At 45.4% G+C, this 17,643-nt stretch carries 16 protein-coding genes; 5 read left to right on the top strand and 11 right to left on the bottom strand.

Going from position 1 to position 17,643, the window contains the following annotated elements; translation table 11 throughout:
* Window positions 1-30: 30 nt before the first annotated feature.
* From fliI to fliF, 4 genes are read right to left on the bottom strand one after another with little or no spacing between them, the layout of a single operon-like run.
* Window positions 31-1,395, bottom strand: a complete 1,365-nt coding sequence (fliI, locus tag LGZ98_RS09635; RefSeq protein ID WP_228901541.1) for a flagellar protein export ATPase FliI — start codon at window positions 1,393-1,395, stop codon at window positions 31-33.
* Window positions 1,395-2,099 (bottom strand): flagellar assembly protein FliH, encoded by a 705-nt coding sequence (fliH, locus tag LGZ98_RS09630; protein ID WP_228901539.1) that lies wholly within the window; start codon window positions 2,097-2,099, stop codon window positions 1,395-1,397. The genes fliI and fliH overlap by 1 nt, the downstream gene beginning before the upstream one ends.
* Window positions 2,092-3,084, bottom strand: a complete 993-nt coding sequence (fliG, locus tag LGZ98_RS09625; RefSeq protein WP_113043988.1) for a flagellar motor switch protein FliG — start codon at window positions 3,082-3,084, stop codon at window positions 2,092-2,094. The genes fliH and fliG overlap by 8 nt, the downstream gene beginning before the upstream one ends.
* The gene (fliF, locus tag LGZ98_RS09620) at window positions 3,081-4,784 is read right to left on the bottom strand and encodes a flagellar basal-body MS-ring/collar protein FliF (protein ID WP_228901536.1); all 1,704 of its coding nucleotides are present in this window, start codon (window positions 4,782-4,784) and stop codon (window positions 3,081-3,083) included. Before fliF ends, fliG begins: the two co-directional genes overlap by 4 nt.
* A 284-nt stretch (window positions 4,785-5,068) precedes the next feature.
* Here fliF and fliE point away from each other — a divergent pair, with 284 nt between their 5' ends.
* Entirely contained in the window at window positions 5,069-5,380 is a 312-nt protein-coding gene (fliE, locus tag LGZ98_RS09615; protein WP_113043986.1) for a flagellar hook-basal body complex protein FliE, read from the top strand.
* On the opposite strand, the gene LGZ98_RS09610 is transcribed toward fliE, so the two are convergent.
* From LGZ98_RS09610 to fliD, 6 genes are all read right to left on the bottom strand, one after another.
* Window positions 5,361-5,567: a hypothetical protein gene (locus LGZ98_RS09610; RefSeq protein ID WP_228901534.1), complete on the bottom strand. Its 207-nt coding sequence runs from the start codon at window positions 5,565-5,567 to the stop codon at window positions 5,361-5,363. The genes fliE and LGZ98_RS09610 overlap by 20 nt on opposite strands.
* A gap of 25 nt (window positions 5,568-5,592) precedes the next feature.
* A complete protein-coding gene (locus LGZ98_RS09605; RefSeq protein WP_113043985.1) occupies window positions 5,593-5,874 on the bottom strand; it encodes a HigA family addiction module antitoxin in 282 nt (93 codons plus the stop codon).
* Between the two features lie 11 nt (window positions 5,875-5,885).
* Window positions 5,886-6,167, bottom strand: a complete 282-nt coding sequence (locus tag LGZ98_RS09600) for a type II toxin-antitoxin system RelE/ParE family toxin (RefSeq protein WP_228901549.1) — start codon at window positions 6,165-6,167, stop codon at window positions 5,886-5,888.
* A gap of 254 nt (window positions 6,168-6,421) precedes the next feature.
* The gene (fliT, locus tag LGZ98_RS09595) at window positions 6,422-6,796 is read right to left on the bottom strand and encodes a flagella biosynthesis regulatory protein FliT (protein WP_113043983.1); all 375 of its coding nucleotides are present in this window, start codon (window positions 6,794-6,796) and stop codon (window positions 6,422-6,424) included.
* The gene (fliS, locus tag LGZ98_RS09590) at window positions 6,796-7,206 is read right to left on the bottom strand and encodes a flagellar export chaperone FliS (protein ID WP_262978014.1); all 411 of its coding nucleotides are present in this window, start codon (window positions 7,204-7,206) and stop codon (window positions 6,796-6,798) included. Before fliS ends, fliT begins: the two co-directional genes overlap by 1 nt.
* A gap of 12 nt (window positions 7,207-7,218) precedes the next feature.
* Window positions 7,219-8,640 (bottom strand): flagellar filament capping protein FliD, encoded by a 1,422-nt coding sequence (gene fliD / locus LGZ98_RS09585; protein WP_228901531.1) that lies wholly within the window; start codon window positions 8,638-8,640, stop codon window positions 7,219-7,221.
* Between the two features lie 274 nt (window positions 8,641-8,914).
* Here fliD and LGZ98_RS09580 point away from each other — a divergent pair, with 274 nt between their 5' ends.
* From LGZ98_RS09580 to fliZ, 3 genes are all read left to right on the top strand, one after another.
* Window positions 8,915-9,982 carry a FliC/FljB family flagellin gene (locus LGZ98_RS09580; RefSeq protein WP_113043981.1) on the top strand — a complete coding sequence of 356 codons (1,068 nt, stop codon included), beginning with the start codon at window positions 8,915-8,917 and terminating at the stop codon, window positions 9,980-9,982.
* A gap of 246 nt (window positions 9,983-10,228) precedes the next feature.
* Window positions 10,229-10,951 carry an RNA polymerase sigma factor FliA gene (locus LGZ98_RS09575; protein ID WP_113043980.1) on the top strand — a complete coding sequence of 241 codons (723 nt, stop codon included), beginning with the start codon at window positions 10,229-10,231 and terminating at the stop codon, window positions 10,949-10,951.
* Window positions 10,952-11,003: 52 nt separating this feature from the next.
* A complete protein-coding gene (gene fliZ / locus LGZ98_RS09570; protein ID WP_011146218.1) occupies window positions 11,004-11,516 on the top strand; it encodes a flagella biosynthesis regulatory protein FliZ in 513 nt (170 codons plus the stop codon).
* Window positions 11,517-11,596: 80 nt separating this feature from the next.
* Here fliZ and putA read toward each other — a convergent pair whose 3' ends face one another.
* The gene (gene putA, locus LGZ98_RS09565; protein WP_262978013.1) at window positions 11,597-15,577 is read right to left on the bottom strand and encodes a trifunctional transcriptional regulator/proline dehydrogenase/L-glutamate gamma-semialdehyde dehydrogenase; all 3,981 of its coding nucleotides are present in this window, start codon (window positions 15,575-15,577) and stop codon (window positions 11,597-11,599) included.
* A 486-nt stretch (window positions 15,578-16,063) separates the two neighbouring features.
* Here putA and putP point away from each other — a divergent pair, with 486 nt between their 5' ends.
* Window positions 16,064-17,548, top strand: coding sequence for a sodium/proline symporter PutP (putP, locus tag LGZ98_RS09560; RefSeq protein WP_113043978.1), 1,485 nt, complete (start codon window positions 16,064-16,066; stop codon window positions 17,546-17,548).
* The last annotated feature ends 95 nt before the right edge of the window (window positions 17,549-17,643 follow it).

Genomic DNA, 17,643 nt, shown 5'->3' with positions numbered 1-17,643 from the left:
TTTAATGGCAACACCCAGAAAATCGTTACGTTATGTAGGTAACAACTGTTGTAATTGAATGCAGGCAGCTTCATATTCACTACGCTCTTCAATATCTTGCTGTAGAAATTGTGCCATGTAGGGATAAAGCTCAATGGCTTTGTCCAATAGCGGATCACTGCCAGCCGCATAAGCACCGACGTTAATCAGATCACGGTTACGCTGATAGCTTGCGAGTAGTTGTTTGAACTGCTGTACCCGCCGGTAGTGCTGCTTATCAATGAGTGCGGTCATCGCGCGGCTGATAGAGGCTTCAATATCAATTGCCGGGTAATGCCCTGATTCTGCCAGCGAACGGGAGAGGACGATGTGACCATCGAGAATTGCTCGGGCAGCATCGGCTATCGGGTCTTGCTGATCATCACCTTCGGTGAGTACGGTGTAGAACGCGGTAATCGATCCACCGCCATTCACCCCATTGCCTGCACGTTCCACGAGTGTCGGAAGTTTGGCGAAAACCGAAGGCGGGTAGCCTTTGGTTGCAGGAGGCTCGCCAATGGCTAGGGCAATTTCACGTTGAGCCATACTGTAGCGGGTCAATGAATCCATAATTAGCAATACATGTTTACCCCGGTCACGAAAATCTTCAGCGATACGGGTAGCGTAGGAGGCACCTTGCATGCGCAACAGAGGTGAGATATCGGCGGGTGCGGCGACAACCACTGAGCGGGCTAAGCCAGCGGTGCCGAGGATGTTTTCAATGAAATCTTTAACTTCGCGGCCACGTTCACCGATCAAGCCAACGACAATCACATCAGCTTGTGTGTAACGTGCCATCATGCCAAGCAGAACACTCTTACCGACCCCGGAACCGGCAAACAATCCCATACGCTGCCCACGGCCTACGGTCAGTAGGGCATTAATCGCTCGTACACCGACATCCAGTACATCACTGATTGGTGTACGTTGCAGAGGATTGATTGGCGGTGTGGTGAGTGGGGCACGATAGCCGGTATCTGGCGAAGGAAAACCATCCAGTGGACGACCGGCGCCATCCAAAACTCGCCCTAACAGTTCCGGGCCAAGCGGTAACTGGCGTCCACTGCCACAATCTTCACTGTATGGGCGGGCGTATACACGGGCGCCGGGTACAATGCCTTCCAGATCTTCAAGTGGCATGAGGAGAAGTTTTTCGCCATTAAAACCGACAACTTCACTTTCAACTTCTTCAATATTGCTGCCATTTTGCCGCTCAATCAGGCAGGTTGCTCCGAGAGGTAGATGTAAACCCGTTGCTTCCATCACCAGCCCGGTCGCTCTGGTCAGACGTCCATAACGACGCACTGGTGAAGTTTTCTCCAGTTTCTGCTCAAAAGCATCCAGTGTCGCCAGCCAGCGCCCGAGTCTTGCTGTCATTACAATTCCCCCGGTGCGGCCAGCCGGCATAACTCATGCCAGCGAGTGGCCAAACTAGCATCTAAATCGCCTTCATCGGCACTGATTTTGCAACCACCAGGATGCAGTTTGTTATCTGCCAGTAAGCGCCAGCCGTGTAATGAGAGCGTATTGCCTAATTGTTGTTCAACCATTGGCATATCTCGTGGATGAACCCGCAATTGGGGTTTTCCACTCAACATTGGCTCCTGTTGAATAAATTCACGGATCTGATTGAGCAGGGCAGTGCCATCACAAATCGCCGGTTGACCTAAGATCTGTTTCGCCGCGGTCAGTGCTAGCTGCATCAAGCGGGAGGCAATGATCGTGTCAAGCCCTTCCAGTGAGTGTTGGAAATCCGCCAGCAGATTTTGCCACTGTTCGGTGATAGGTTGCTGTTGCTGAATAGCATCTTTTCGCCCCTGTTCCAAACCGGCCTCTAAGCCGGTCTGGTAGCCTTTTTCATAACCTTGCGCTTGACCTTCGGTAAATCCCTGTTCATGGCCTGCTTGTCGAGCCTGTTCTTTCAGGTTATCCAGCATTACCGCCTGTTCAAGGATTTCATTGTGCTCAGAGTCTTCCTGTGAGTCATCAACGGGCTCTGGTTTGGCCCGTAGTTTTTCCCACTGTGTGAGTTCGTTTGGTTTCCAGGGTTGCCAGTCAGCATTGTTTAATTTATCAGACATAGCTATCGTCGCCACCATTTAGGATAATCTCACTGTTTTCTGCCAGACGACGAACAATAAGCAGAATCGCTTTCTGTTCGCTTTCCACTTGCGACATCCGCACCGGACCACGGTTTGCCAGGTCATCGCGCATAATCTCTGCGGCACGTTGAGACATATTGTTGAGGAAATGATCGCGCAGTTGCTGGTTGCAGCCTTTCAATGCAATGAGCAGGGAGTCAGTCGTGATTTCCTGCAACAGGCGTTGGATACTGCGGTCATCCACATCGATAAGGTTTTCGAACAGGAACATTTCATCGATGATTTTTTGTGCCAGTTCATTATCGTAGGCACGCATGGCTTCGATAACATTCTCTTCTTGCTGACTTTTCATCAGGTTGATAATTTCAGCCGCAGTACGAACGCCACCCATTTTGCTACGCTTGAGATTCTGACCGTCTAACAGGTTATTGAGCACTTCTGTCAGTTCAGCCAGTGCCGCTGGCTGTACGCCACCAAAAGTTGCGATACGTAGCATGATGTCGTTGCGTAATTTGTCATCAAACAGCGCAAGGATATCGGCTGCTTGTCCACGATTTAAGTGAACCAGAATGGTGGCGATAATCTGTGGATGCTCTTCACGGATCATATCGGCTGCCATTTGTGGTTCCATAAAGTTGAGGGTCTCAATACCAGTGGTGGTTTCACGGGATTCAAGAATATCCTCAAGCAGACTGGAAGCGCGTTCTTCACCTAGCGCTTTAATTAACACCGAGCGTAAATAGTCACTGGCGTTGATACTCAGTGCTGCATACTGGCCGGCATCTTCTTCAAATTCTGCCAATACATCCACCAGTTGCTGGTTAGAAATTTGGCGCATGCCTGCCATTGTGATACTGAGTTGCTGGACTTCCCTGGAGTTTAGGTGTTTAAACACCTCAGCCGCCTGATCTTCTCCCAGGGTCATTAACATGACGGCGCTTTTTTCTGTTCCGTTCAGGCTCATTGTTCGTTACTCATCCATTGACGGATCACCAGTGCCACTACGCGAGGATCTTTTTCTGCCAGCTCGCGAATGCGTTGGCTTTGAATTTCAGCACTGACTCGTTGACGTGTCAGTTTCTGGCGCGTTTTTTCATCCATTTCTGCACTAGATTCAGTCATTTGTTTTTTCTGAACTTTCTGTGCTTCAAGGGCGGCTTTTTCCGCAGCGCGTTTTTTGGCAAGTTGAGGCACAACCATTTTGCGCCACAGCAGCCATGCCACCAGAATCAATAGCAGGTAGCGGCCAAAATCGAAGGCTTTTTCCAACAGAACCGGATTCTGCCAGACAGGGATAACCTCGATATTTTCTTTGCTTTCAGTAAATGGCGTGTTAACCACATTTAAGCTGTCGCCACGCTCTTTAGAAAAGCCCATTGCTTCTCTGGTCAGCGCTTCTATTTTTGCCAATTGCTCAGGGGGTAGTGCCTGAGTTTCCGGGCCATTTTTGCCTTCCACCGTGGCATAATTGACGACAACAGCGACAGATAAGCGTTCAATACCGCCGGCTTGTTGTTGCACATGGCGAATAGTTCGGTCCACTTCATAGTTTGTGGTTTCGTCACGGCGGTTATTGCGATTACTGTTGACCGTGCGCTCGTTACTACTACCGGCGGATGAGGTTTTCTTATCGCCCTTGTCGTTTTTGTTGTTCTCTTTGGTATTTGGCTTATCAATCGGCGCACTCGGTGGAGGGCTCGGTTGATTGGAAAGCGCACCGGGAATACCGCCAACCTGAGGGCCGCCACTCTGTTCGCTCTCGCTTAACTGTTTTGAGCGAACCGCCGCCTGATTTGGTGGCTGATTAGGTTTATATTCTTCCGCTGTCTCTTCACGACGGGAAAAATCCACCTGTGCCGTCACTTGTGCGTGAACGTTACCACGACCGACAACCGGAGCCAAAATCGCTTCAATACGATGTTGGAAGCGGTTCTCTACTTCCTGAATGTATTTCAGTTGACTGGTGTTTAGGTCACGACCGGTAGCGTCGGCTTGGGTCAACAGACGTCCAGCTTGATCAACGATGGTGACATTGCTCGGCGGTAAGCCAGCGACACTACTGGAAACCATATGGACGATGGCATTTATCTGGCCTTCATCCAAAGTGCGGCCTTGTAATAGCCCAACGGTAACGGAGGCTGAAGGCGATTTCTGTTCACGGACAAACAGCGAGGGTTTGGGGAGTGCAAGGTGAACACGGGCATTTTGCACCGGCCCCAACGATTCAATGGTGCGTGACAGTTCACCTTCCAATGCCCTTTGGTAGTTAACTTGCTCACTAAATTGGCTGATCCCAAACTTTTCTTTATCGAGTAGTTCGAATCCCGCAGCCCCACCCTTAGGCAGCCCTTGTTGTGCCAATCTTAGCCGTGTCTCATGCACCTGTTCGGCAGGGATCATGATAGCAGCGCCATTTTCGGCAAAACGGTAAGGGATATTTAATTGGGTTAATTGGGTGACAATATCGCCACCATCTTTATCGCTCAGATTACTGTAAAGCACCCGATAATCGGGGCTGCGTAACCACAGGAAAAGGGCAATGACAATCGCAACGGCTGCGCTGCCGGCAACTAATAATGGCACTTTAGGATCAGCTTTTATCTGGTTAATGATAGCACTGAAACCTTTAGTTTGATTTTCAACGTCGGTTGTTGCGGCACTCATAGACGATCCTTGCCTTGCTGTTCAACATGAATACTAAAAGCGTGGCGTAACAAAACAGACTCCCCATACGCAAGCGAAAAAATTCTTCCTATTTTCAGTTTTGTCATTATTCGCTGTTCACTCATCTTTTAATGGCACAATAAGCCCTGACTTTTTACTTTAATTACCCGCTTTAGATCGAGAGGGCTATGTTAGGGTGGCAGTCTAAAAATATGCCGTATATACCTTGGGTTAATATGGCATTGAATTGCGTAGGGTATAGGGTGGTTTAACACGAGGTTTTTATGTCAATTCAGGCAATTGAAGGCGTGCTGCAACAGATGCAGGCTCAGGCATTACAGGCAGCCAATATCGCAAAACCCATGCCATTGCAGGGTGGATTTGCCAGTCAACTAACGGCGGCTGTGGGTAAAATTAATCAAACACGTTTGAATGCCACAAAACAAACTCAGGATTTTACACTCGGTGTACCCGGTGTTGAATTGAATGATGTGATGGTGGAGATGCAGAAATCCAGTATCGCTTTGCAAATGGGCGTCCAGGTAAGAAATAAGTTGGTGGCTTCTTATCAGGAGATTATGAATATGCAGGTGTAGGTATTAATTTATATCCGTCATCTTTCAAGTTGCCTCTTTGTTGGCTGCACTCACTCACCCCGGTCACATCGTTATCTATGCTCCCGGGGATTCGCTCCCTTGCCGTCGCGATGCATCTTGAAATCCATTGGGTATATTGATATCTATCGTTATCAACCTTTTGTATTTTCTGTTTGGGGATAGCCACCCGGATTTGCAGGTGGCCTTTGATGTTATGGATGTGCAATTATCGGTTTTATTTCGGGTCTTTTGTGTTGGGAGGCAATCCATAGCTCATATTGAGATTGCATTTCTGTCCACATTTCAGCGCTGGTTCCCAATGCAGCCTCTAGACGTAATGCCATATCCGCGGATATGCCGGCATTGCCGTTTAATATACGGGATAATGCGGCGCGAGTGATGCCCAATGATTTTGCTGCGTCAGTTACAGATATATCCCCAAGATACTCGCGTAAAACAAATCCAGGATGTGCCGGGTTATACATTCTGCCCATTTTGTTATTCCTCAGTGGTAATCTTGATAATTGACGAGAATGACATCTTCACCTTCAAATCTAAATGTTAATCGCCAATTGCCATTGACCGATATAGCCCAGTAACCTTTTAAATCAGCCCCTTTTAGCGGATGAAGTTTCCAACCTGGAGCGTTCATATCATCTGGTTTTTTAGCCGTGTTTAATGCGGTTAACTGAATTTGTAACTTTACAGCATGTTTTGGTTGAATGCCTGCTGTAGTGCCAGTTTTGAAAAATTCTTCCAGACCTTTATGTTTGAAATTTTTAATCATTTTCGACATTGTAGCATTGTGTTGTGTATAGCGATACTATACGGATATGGGTGTCAGAGGTCAAGTTACAGTATTTCGGGGTTTTTCATACTAGTTTGCCTTACTTATCATTGCTCATTGTTGGCAGAGGCGATTTAATCACCAAGGTTTTTTTATCTATTTCTTATAATCTGAATTGAAATCAATACATCCTAAACCAAGCTCACAAAACGGGTAAATAATGGTGATGAAAGTACATCACCTTTATTTCTCAATTACTTTTGTTCCGTAGAGTTCATAAGAGTATGATAGGGTTCAACAGGGAATTGGCCGTAGCTATCATTTAATAATTGCTGTTGGCTTGCTTGTTTGATGAGTTTACTTAATTCATCAAGTCTTTTCTGTAGTAGTTTTTTAATCTCATTTTCATTATCTAAAATTGTCTGCAAAATGTTGGTCATTTTTTGCTGTAACGAAAGAGAAGTCGTCGATGATATTGAAGAGTGGCTGATCACTTCTACTGCTTTGAGGTAGGTGATTTCCATATCAACAAGTTCATCCCATTTTTCATTTTTAGCTAAATTAAGCATTTGCTCACTTAAACTTAGGATCTGTTGGTAAGCTGACAAAAGATCCATTTTATTATCCATTAAACAATATCCTGACTGGCGTTGTAATGAGGGCCAATTTGCCGCCAAGCGTCTGAAATCTCGGTGAGTAACTTTATTACTTCGGTAATGGCTGGCTCATCATTGCGTAAATTAGCGTAGAGTAAACGTTGGGTCATATAGTCGTAAAGGGAAGCGAGATTGCGCGCCAGCTCTCCACCTTTTTCATTATCTAATCCCTGTTTGAGGCCATTATCGATGATATTGATCGCTTTGGAAATAGCTGCGCCTTTTTCCGCGATATTACCTTGTTCCATCAGAATAATTGCTCGACGTAGGGCGCTAAGCGCCCCGTTGAACAAAATCTGAATCAACTGATAGGGGGAGGCGTTCATAATTTCGCTTTCCACATCTATCTGGGCATATAATTGACTTGCCGAACGTTGATACATAATTTCCTTTAATTATCTCATTTGCTGTAATTGTGATAGGAAGCTACCGGTTTTTCCCAAGGAAGAGACCATTTTATCCAGTTGTGAAAATTGGCGTTTATAACGTTCAATTGTTTCGTTAATATTCTGTTTCGTCCTGTCTACTTGTTGATCAAGGTTTTTTAGACGCTTGTTAATGCCATTAGTCGCGGTAACTAAAGTACCTTCATGACTATCCAGAGCATCTTTTAGTAGCTTATGTGTCTGGGTGGCAAAACCCGTTTCTTTACCGTCACCCATAAAGAATGCTTTTACATTAGTCGGTTTTTCTTTTAGATTTTTTTCCAGTTTTTCGTTATCAATTTCCAGCTTGCCGTCAAACTTTTGTTTAATGCCCAGTTTATTCAGGGTTGGAATATCATTAACTGCCTGAGAGCTGAAAATCTGACTTCTTAGCTGGTTCTGTATTCCGCGTAATGTGCTGTCACCTAATAAAGCACCATTATCTTTCGACGGTTCTTCACCCTGTTTTACTTGCTTAAATTTGGTCAGTGAATCAAATGTCGTTTGTAATTCATTATAAGCATCAACCCAGTTTTTAATCGCCTCTTTCATCGGCTCAATATCACGGGATATGACCAGCATTTCTGGCTTATATTCCCCTGGTTTATCTTTATCCTCGGTCGTTTTTTTCAGATCTAGTTTAACGCCTTCGGGTGCATCGGTAATATGGTTTGTCTGACGTTCAATTGGGATTTTATTAACGGTTAACAGTGCATTCTTAGCTTCGACGGTTTGAGTGAGTTTACTCGTTGTGCCCGGATAGTCTAGAAACTCGCTAAGTTTGTTATCACCTTCAACAGTGATGGTCATCACGGATTCAGTGCCCGCTTTTTTAGCCGTTAGCACTAAATAATTTTCGCCATTTTTTGCCTTAATAATACTGGCGTTGACATTACCTTCCTGTTTATTAATCGCATCACGAATCTCAATGATGGATGTTTGTCCATCTGTCAGCTCGATTTTCATCGGCTTTTTTTCACCAGGCTGAGTAATAGTGATTGTCCGGGTTTTACCTTCGCCCAAAGATTCACCCACATACTCTTTGATATTATTGACTTTTTCTGTTTTTAATGATTGTGCCTGTGCCAATTGCTTAACTTCAATACTGTAGTTACCTGGGCTGGCTTTGGAATCAGTACTGGCAACGAATGCATCATGTTTTTCGCTGGCAGTGGTTGTGTTAAGTTTATCGAATTTTTTCAGTGATTCAGACGCGGTTTCCAGTTTTTCTAAACTGCCTTTTAATGTACCAAAAGCGGTTAGTTTACCTTTATAACTGGTTTGTTGCTGTGTCAGCGGTACTAAACGTTTTTGTTCTGCTGCCTGAAGTTTATCCAATATAGAGCCCAGATCCATCCCCGACCCGGCGCCTAATGAAGAAATGCTAGCCATTTATTGACTCCTTTATTAGTAAAGCTTTATTGAACCGGTTATCGGTAAGTTTTTAGAAAAGTTTACTAATAAAAATAATTTTTCTATGGTAAGAATAGTCGTGAAGAACCGACGTTGTTTGGCTTATCAGGGCAGCGTGATAAAAAAGAAAAAGTTTTTTCAAGAAAAATTAAAGGTTCTTTGAGGAGCGCCGATAAAACTGTTGGCGGTGATGAACACCGTGGGTAAAACCCAAACTTATATATCGACTTGATTTTAAAAAGGAACTCTAACTATGGCACAAGTCATCAACACCAACAGCCTGTCCCTGCTGACTCAGAATAACTTGAATAGATCCCAGGGTACTTTGGGTAGCGCTATTGAGCGTCTATCTTCTGGTCTGCGTATCAACAGCGCGAAGGATGACGCGGCTGGTCAAGCGATCGCTAACCGTTTCACTGCAAATGTTAGAGGTTTGACTCAGGCAGCACGTAACGCTAATGACGGTATCTCTATTGCACAGACTACCGAAGGTGCACTGAACGAAATTAACACCAACTTACAACGTATTCGTGAACTGACTGTTCAGTCACAAAACGGCAGCAACTCTGAAAGTGATATCAAATCTATCCAGGAAGAAGTGACTCAGCGTTTAAAGGAAATTGATCGTATTTCTGAACAAACTCAGTTCAATGGTGTTCGTGTTTTGCGTGAAGATAGCAAAATGACCATTCAAGTTGGTGCTAATGATAACGAAGTTATCGACATCGATCTGAAAAAAATCGACAAAGAAGCTCTGAATCTGGGTAAATTTACTATTTCTGCGGAAGTTCCACACGGAGAAGTAGTTAAACAGGTTGACGATGGTGCAGGTGGGAAGAAAGATATCGATCATACTGCCGACGCTAAAGTTAAGGACCTGAAAAATGTAGAAGTCTATAAAGCCGTTAAGAATGATGGTTCAGTTGATCCTGGTAAATATGTTGTCAAAGGTACTGACGATACAGATGGCAAAGTAAAATATTTCGAAGCCACTATTACTAAAGAGGGTAAATTAACAGCAGGTGCAGACATCACTGCCAAAGCATCAGAAAAGCCTCTAGAAACTTTGGACAGCGCTCTGGCACAAGTTGACAGCCTGCGCAGTTCTTTGGGTGCTATCCAGAACCGTCTGGAATCTACCGTTAACAACCTGAACAACACCGTTAACAACCTGAGCTCTGCTCGTAGCCGTATCGAAGATGCTGACTACGCGACTGAAGTATCTAACATGAGCCGTGGTCAAATTCTGCAACAAGCGGGTACTGCGGTTCTGGCTCAGGCTAACCAAGTTCCTCAGACTGTATTGTCTCTGCTGCGTTAATTGCTCAGCTAGGGCAATATGTGAACCTGATTCACATAAAAATCCAAACAAATCAAGGATCGGCTCGCCGGTCCTTCTTTTTTAGGAGTTTATCAGGAACAGCCTAAAATTTGTGATACTATTAGGCAGACAATAAATTTCGCATAGGTGAAAAAGAAGTGTTTTTACTACATTGTTCAAACGATTGCCCTTGTTAGGGGATTGGATAATGATGGTTAGTCTCTTTTTCCAAAGGTGTCTGTTGTTGTGAGCGATTTGTATACCGCCGAAGGCGTGATGGACAAAAACAGCCTCTGGAAGCGCTACGTACCATTAGTTCGCCATGAAGCGTTAAGGCTACAAGTTAGGTTACCCGCGTGTGTGGAGCTGGATGATCTACTTCAGGCCGGGGGAATCGGCTTACTAAATGCGGTGGAACGTTTTGATTCCTTACAAGGAACCGCGTTTACCACTTATGCGGTACAACGCATCAGAGGTGCAATGTTGGATGAGTTAAGGAGCCGCGATTGGGCTCCGCGTAGCGTGCGTCGTAATGCGCGCGAAGTGACGCACATCATCCGTAAACTTGAGCAAGACTTAGGCCGTCCAGCCAGTGAGCAGGAAGTTGCTAAAGAATTAAAGATTGATCTGATAGAATATCGGCAGATACTGTTAGATACGAATAACAGTCAGTTGTTTTCGTATGACGAATGGCATGAAATTCATGGTGAAAGCTGTGAGCCTGCCATTGGAGAAGGGCATGAAACTAATCCCTTACAACAATTGCTGGAGAGTGACGTTCGTCAACGGGTAATTGAGGCTATCGATTCGTTACCTGAGCGAGAAAAAATGGTTCTGACGCTGTATTATCAGGAAGAACTTAATCTGAAAGAGATTGGCGCAGTACTTGAAGTCGGGGAGTCCCGTATAAGTCAGCTACACAGCCAGGCGATTAAACGCTTGCGGGCACGCTTAAATCCGGAAAAGTAACTTTTTTGCTTATTTGTTTTTTGTTTAAGACTACACACAGGGCTTATCTCTTATGTCTGTTACAACACAAAAGAAACGGCCGCTCAGCCGTTACATTAAAGACTACAAACATAGTCAAACTCATTGCTTGCATTGTCACAAAGCTCTTGACCGTATCTCTTTGGTTTTTAATGGCCAAGTGATCAACAAAGAGTCCATCTCCGAGATGACGGAGTTGATTGATGACAAGACTTGGGATGAGCTGCAAGATAAATTTGTCGCGTTATGTCGTTTTTGCAGTGAGATTTATTGCAATAGCGAGACAGATTATTTTGACATCATGTCTTTCAAACAGTACCTGTTTGAACAGACTGAAATGAGTCATAGTACTGTTCGTGAGTATGTGGTTCGTTTACGACGTTTGGATGAATTGCTCACTTCAAGCAATTACCCTGTAAAAGAGTTCACAACAGAGAAAATTCAGGAAAAACTGAGTGAAAAGCTGTCACAGTCGGCATTCAGTAACTACAACATTGCTTTGCGCAAGTATGAACAGTATTTGAGCTGGCAACAGGGCGGTCACTAAGCTGGAAATATAAACAGCAAAGAGATGATTAATTTTGGGGGAACACATGTTTGATGTGTTCCCCTTAGCTATAACAGAAATTAACCGATAGTCATCAGACTGGCATTACCCCCCGCCGCCGCGGTATTAATGCTCAGTGAGCGTTCATGTAGCAGACGTTCTAACAGCAAATTAGTTTCTCCACGGGCAAAACCTTGTACGGAAATGATAACGCCTTTACGTTGCGCGACGTGTTCGCAAACTTGACGCAGTTGATCAGAGTCGCCGTGATAAATAACCGCTTCGAATGCCGTATCTTCACTCTGCCAGTCCTGAACCAAGTTGATTGATTTACGGACGTTATCTGGTAATTGACGAAACAGTTGCTGATGTAATTCATCATTTTGCCATAGCAACTGACAGCCTACAGACAGTGTTGCTGCCAGTTGAATGAATGTATCTTGTTGATTATCCGCCAGACACAGCACCTGACCACGAGGCAACAGGGTATAAGTATTGCGTTCACCCGTCGGCCCAGGCAACAGGCGAGTGGTGCCACCTTGTGCCAGCAATTTATATTGTTGAACTAACTGATTTAGCTCTTCGTTGTGCTGATTGGCTGCCCATTCTGTTAATGCATCAAAGGGTGCCATCAGTACTGAACGGACATTGGCATCCAGTGGATATTCAGCATCCTGACGTTCCAACGTTTGGTTGATCGCATTTTGAGGACGGCAAGAGAGCAGACGGTATAGGTAGAGTGGGCCGCCTGCTTTCGGTCCGGTACCAGACAAGCCTTCACCACCGAATGGCTGTACGCCAACAACAGCGCCTACCATGTTGCGGTTAACATACAGATTACCGACTTTCGCCTTAGCGGTAACTTGTGCAATCGTTTCGTCAATACGAGTATGGACACCCAGAGTCAGGCCATAGTTGGAGCTATTAATTTGATCCAGCAATTTATCCAGCTCGTTACGTTTAAAACGAACAACATGCAGAACCGGGCCGAAAATCTCCTGTTTCAATTCATCAAAGCTTTCCAGTTCAATCAGTGTCGGTTTAACGAAAGTGCCTTGATCCCACTCTTGATTGTCAACCACATTATCTTGTGCTGCCTGATAAATCGTGAGCCCTTTGGTACGCATTGCTTGAATATGACGATCAATGCTGGCTTTGGCTTCCGCATCAATGACCGGGCCGATATCGGTAGACAGGCGCTCAGGATTACCCATCCGGCATTCAGACATGGCGCCTTTCAGCATAGTAATGGTGCGTTCTGCTACATCATCTTGAATACAAAGGATACGCAAGGCAGAGCAACGTTGACCTGCACTGTCAAAAGCAGAGGCGATCACATCAGTAACAACTTGTTCGGTCAGTGCGGAAGAGTCGATAATCATGGCGTTCAGACCACCAGTTTCGGCAACCAGAGGGGTTGGGCGCCCTTGTGCATCAAGTCGTCCGGCAATATTACGTTGTAATAGGCCGGCCACTTCAGTGGAGCCAGTAAACATCACGCCTCGTACTCTCTCATCACCCACCAGAAGAGAACCAATGGTTTCACCTTGGCCGGGTAATAATTGCAATGCATCGTGGGGAATACCTGCTTGATGCAGTATTTTGACCGCTGTTGCCGCAATTAATGGGGTCTGTTCCGCAGGTTTTGCTAATACGCTGTTGCCGGCAGCCAATGCAGCCGCTATCTGTCCGGTAAAAATGGCTAATGGGAAGTTCCACGGGCTGATACAGACAACTGGCCCCAGTGGGCGATGCGTATCATTAGCGAAATCATGGCGAACCTGTCCTGCGTAATAATGGAGGAAATCGACCGCTTCGCGTACCTCAGCAATCGCATTATTAAAGGTTTTGCCGGCTTCCCGAACCAAAATACCTAATAGCGGTTGCATCTGATTTTCCATCAATTCCGCCGCACGAACCAGAATAGCGGCCCGTTCTGATGGTGGCGTCGCAAACCAGATTGCGCCGACTTCTGTTGCGACATCCAGCGCATGACCGACTTCCTGTTCAGTTGTTTCACGAACATGGCCGACAATATCCGAAGGGGCCGCTGGGTTAATAACCGGTTTAGCGGCCGGTAACTCACCTTGATGGTGATAATTGCCGCCCAGTAGTGGCTCGCTATATTGCTCTTCGGTAGCAGAACTTAATAGTGCACTGGAAAGAGAAGCCAGACGATGTTCGTTGGCAAGATCCAGACCGGCTGAGTTTGCGCGATCTTTGCCATACAGATTGTGAGGCAGAGGAATTTTCGGATGTGGAAGACCGATTTGGCCTTCGGTTTCGGCCAGCTTCTGAACCTTTTTCACCGGATCGGCAACCAGTTCATCCAGTGGTAATGTGGTATCGGCGATACGGTTGACGAAGGAGGTGTTAGCACCGTTTTCCAGCAGACGGCGGACCAGATAAGCCAACAGTGTTTCGTGAGTGCCTACTGGCGCATAAATACGACATGGGCGGTTTAATTTACCATCAGCGATTTTCCCGACCACTTGTTCATACAAGGGTTCTCCCATGCCATGCAGGCATTGAAATTCATATTGACCGGGATAATAGTTTTGGCCTGCCATATGATAAACGGCAGCTAAAGTATGGGCGTTATGAGTAGCGAATTGAGGATAAACCAGATTGGGTACTGACAACAGCTTGCGGGCGCAAGCCAGATAAGAAACGTCAGTATAAACTTTGCGGGTGTAAACTGGGTAACCTTCCAGCCCGTCGATTTGAGCACGTTTAATTTCGCTATCCCAGTAAGCGCCTTTTACCAGTCGGACCATTAATCGGCGGCGGCTGCGCTGTGCTAAGTCAATAACTGTATCGATAACAAAGGGGCAGCGCTTCTGATAAGCCTGAATAACGAAACCAATGCCATTCCAGCCAGCCAGTTGCGGTTCAAAACAGAGCTTTTCCAACAGATCGAGAGAAATTTCCAGGCGATCTGCTTCTTCGGCATCAATATTGATACCAATATCATATTGGCGAGCTTGTAATGTCAGAGAAAGCAGGCGTGGATATAGCTCATTCATGACGCGCTCATATTGAGCACGGCTATAACGCGGGTGCAGGGCAGAAAGCTTAATGGAAATTCCAGGCCCTTCATAAATGCCGCGGCCGTTAGATGCTTTCCCGATAGCATGAATGGCTTGTTGGTAAGAAACCATATAATTCTGAGCATCTTCCTCAGTTAAAGCGGCTTCACCTAGCATGTCGTAGGAGTAACGGAACCCTTTTTCTTCCAGCTTACGTGCACTTGCCAGCGCTTGGGCGATGGTTTCTCCGGTCACAAACTGTTCACCCATCAGGCGCATTGCCATATCTACGCCTTTACGCACTAATGGTTCGCCGCTCTTACTGATAATGCGATTCAGTGAATTGGAGAGTTTGGCTTCGTTGTGGGTAGAAACCAGTTTGCCGGTAAACAGTAGCCCCCAGGTTGCTGCATTGACAAACATGGACGAACTTTGGCCTAGGTGAGAATGCCAGTTGCCGTTACTGATTTTGTCGCGGATCAGCGCGTCGCGAGTGGCTTTATCAGGAATACGGAGCAGGGCTTCCGCAAGACACATTAGCGCAACGCCTTCCTGAGATGAAAGTGAGAATTCCTGCAATAACCCTTGAACCAGACCTGAACGACCCATGCTGTTTTTCTGGTTACGCAATTTTTCTGCAATGCTGTAAGCCAGCTTATGAGTCGCTTGTGCCTGATCTTCTGGCAATTGCGCCTGTTGTAGCAGCATGGGAACTGCCTGTGTTTCTGGCAGGCGATAGGCCGCAGTAATTGCGGAACGTTTTACTGATTGAGGCAGGATATGTTCTGCGAAGTCGAGGAAAGGTTGATGAGACGAATCTGTTACCGTTTCTTCTGCGATTACCTTCTCTTCTTTAATATCCTGATTAGCAGAGAGTTCAGCGATCTGTTCATCGTTTTCAAGACGTTCAAGATAATTAAAAATAGCTTGTTTAATTAGCCAATGTGGAGTGCGGTCGATCCGTTGTGCCGCAGCTTTAATGCGATCGCGCGTTGCTTCATCAAGCTTCACGCCCATTGTTGTACTACCCATCTTTGCTCCTTAATAGGTAAGGTTTATCTAAAATTGCATGATAATATCTGACATGTTGCAACTTTGTGCAACCTTATGAGAATCGCTTGTTTTATTTTTGTGAAATTAATCTAGTTATTATAATTATGTGGATATATTTATTTTTGTGACTTTATTTGATTGATATATATTGGTTTAACATTTTGTAGTTAATATAGGCGTATGACCCTAAAATGGTTAAAAAGTATAATTTTAAAATCAAATAAATGTGATTCAGTAAACGTTTTTTGTAAAAAATGACGTTAATTAGTTGTTAAATTACCTGATGCTAATCTAGGATTCACTGTAACTTTCTAATTGGTTACAAAAATAATTATTTCAATTTAGAATTATGGTCCATCTTTAGGTGCAATCAGGTGCAACGTTCCTGAACCTGGCAGGGAAAACTCTGTGTACCCGGGAGAACTGCGGATTTGCAAAACACAGATAACACTATGGAGAACTTGCATGACAGTAAATACACCAATGCTAATCACCTTTATTGTCTACATTACTGGAATGTTGTTGATAGGTTTTTTGGCTTATCGTTCAACCAAAAATTTTGATGACTATATCTTGGGAGGAAGGCGATTAGGTAGCGTGGTAACGGCTTTGTCTGCCGGTGCTTCGGATATGAGTGGCTGGTTATTAATGGGCTTACCTGGCGTAGTCTATTTTGTGGGGATTTCAGAAAGCTGGATAGCCATTGGTCTTGCTTTAGGTGCTTACCTGAACTGGAAATTGGTGGCAGGCAGGCTACGTATCCAGACGGAAGTCAATAATAATGCGCTAACATTGCCGGATTATTTCACCGGTCGTTTTGACGATAGTAGCAAAATTCTACGTATTATTTCTGCGCTGGTTATTCTGATATTCTTCACTATCTATTGTGCTTCTGGCGTGGTTGCCGGAGGATTATTATTTGAAAGTACGTTTGGTATCAGTTATCAGAAGGCCATGTGGCTCGGTGCCGCAGCAACAATTGCCTATACTTTCCTTGGCGGCTTCTTGGCGGTCAGTTGGACTGATACGGTTCAGGCCACATTAATGATCTTTGCGCTTATCTTGACGCCGGTCATCGTTATTTTCTCTGTGGGTGGCATTGATACCTCTCTGGCTCTGATAGCCGCAAAAAGCCCGGCTTATATGGATATGTTCAAAGGGTTGAATTTTATTGCCATTATCTCGCTGTTGGGTTGGGGGTTAGGTTATTTTGGTCAGCCACATATTCTGGCGCGTTTTATGGCGGCAGACTCCCATCACACTATCCGCAAGGCTCGTCGTATCAGTATGACCTGGATGGTGTTATGTTTGGCGGGCACTATTGCTGTCGGTTTCTTTGGTATTGCTTATTTTGAGGTGCATCCTGAACTGTCTGGCCCGGTCATAGCTAACCGTGAGCGTATCTTTATGGAATTGGCGGTTATTCTGTTTAATCCGTGGATAGCGGGTATTTTACTCTCTGCTATTCTGGCCGCGGTGATGAGTACCTTAAGCTGCCAGTTGCTGGTATGTGCAAGTGCTTTGACGGAAGATCTTTACAAACCCTTTATCCGTAAATCTGCCAGCCAGAAAGAGTTAGTGTGGGTGGGGCGTTTCATGGTGCTGCTGGTGGCGGTCATCGCGATGGTGATAGCAACCAACCCGGACAATAAAGTACTGGCTCTGGTCAGTAATGCATGGGCTGGATTTGGTGCTGCGTTCGGCCCGGTCATACTGATTTCTGTTATCTGGAAACGTATGACACGTAATGGCGCATTAGCGGGGATGTTGGTAGGGGCCGTCACGGTATTGGTGTGGATGAAATACCAGTGGTTTGCGTTGTATGAGATTATTCCTGGCTTTATCTTAGCTTCTATTGCGATCGTGATTGTGAGTCTGTTGGGTAAAGCGCCGAGCAGCGCAGCGCAACAGCGTTTTATTGATGCTGAGGCGCAATATAAGACTAAATGAGTTGAAATAAGGTAAATTGCAATAAAGGTAAAAAAAGTGTGAAGGCGAAATGCCTTCACCAGACCACTAGGTCATATACCCTATTGATTTCAAGA

This window comes from Photorhabdus kayaii, from assembly GCF_025384895.1.
GTDB classification, from domain to species: Bacteria; Pseudomonadota; Gammaproteobacteria; order Enterobacterales; family Enterobacteriaceae; genus Photorhabdus; species Photorhabdus kayaii.
The sequence above is the reverse complement of the archived record's forward strand: the minus strand, read 5'-3'. Positions and strand labels throughout refer to the sequence as shown.

Bases quoted from the DNA above. Each gene is read 5' to 3' on its own strand.
- fliI (WP_228901541.1), bottom strand. From the start codon at position 1,395: ATGACAGCAAGACTCGGGCGCTGGCTGGCGACACTGGATGCTTTTGAG.
- LGZ98_RS09580 (WP_113043981.1), top strand. From the start codon at position 8,915: ATGGCACAAGTCATCAACACCAACAGCCTGTCCCTGCTGACTCAGAAT.
- fliH (WP_228901539.1), bottom strand. From the start codon at position 2,099: ATGTCTGATAAATTAAACAATGCTGACTGGCAACCCTGGAAACCAAAC.
- putA (WP_262978013.1), bottom strand. From the start codon at position 15,577: ATGGGTAGTACAACAATGGGCGTGAAGCTTGATGAAGCAACGCGCGAT.
- fliZ (WP_011146218.1), top strand. From the start codon at position 11,004: ATGTCTGTTACAACACAAAAGAAACGGCCGCTCAGCCGTTACATTAAA.
- fliS (WP_262978014.1), bottom strand. From the start codon at position 7,206: ATGTATCAACGTTCGGCAAGTCAATTATATGCCCAGATAGATGTGGAA.
- fliT (WP_113043983.1), bottom strand. From the start codon at position 6,796: ATGGATAATAAAATGGATCTTTTGTCAGCTTACCAACAGATCCTAAGT.
- fliE (WP_113043986.1), top strand. From the start codon at position 5,069: ATGTCAATTCAGGCAATTGAAGGCGTGCTGCAACAGATGCAGGCTCAG.
- fliD (WP_228901531.1), bottom strand. From the start codon at position 8,640: ATGGCTAGCATTTCTTCATTAGGCGCCGGGTCGGGGATGGATCTGGGC.
- LGZ98_RS09600 (WP_228901549.1), bottom strand. From the start codon at position 6,167: ATGATTAAAAATTTCAAACATAAAGGTCTGGAAGAATTTTTCAAAACT.
- LGZ98_RS09605 (WP_113043985.1), bottom strand. From the start codon at position 5,874: ATGGGCAGAATGTATAACCCGGCACATCCTGGATTTGTTTTACGCGAG.
- putP (WP_113043978.1), top strand. From the start codon at position 16,064: ATGACAGTAAATACACCAATGCTAATCACCTTTATTGTCTACATTACT.
- fliG (WP_113043988.1), bottom strand. From the start codon at position 3,084: ATGAGCCTGAACGGAACAGAAAAAAGCGCCGTCATGTTAATGACCCTG.
- fliF (WP_228901536.1), bottom strand. From the start codon at position 4,784: ATGAGTGCCGCAACAACCGACGTTGAAAATCAAACTAAAGGTTTCAGT.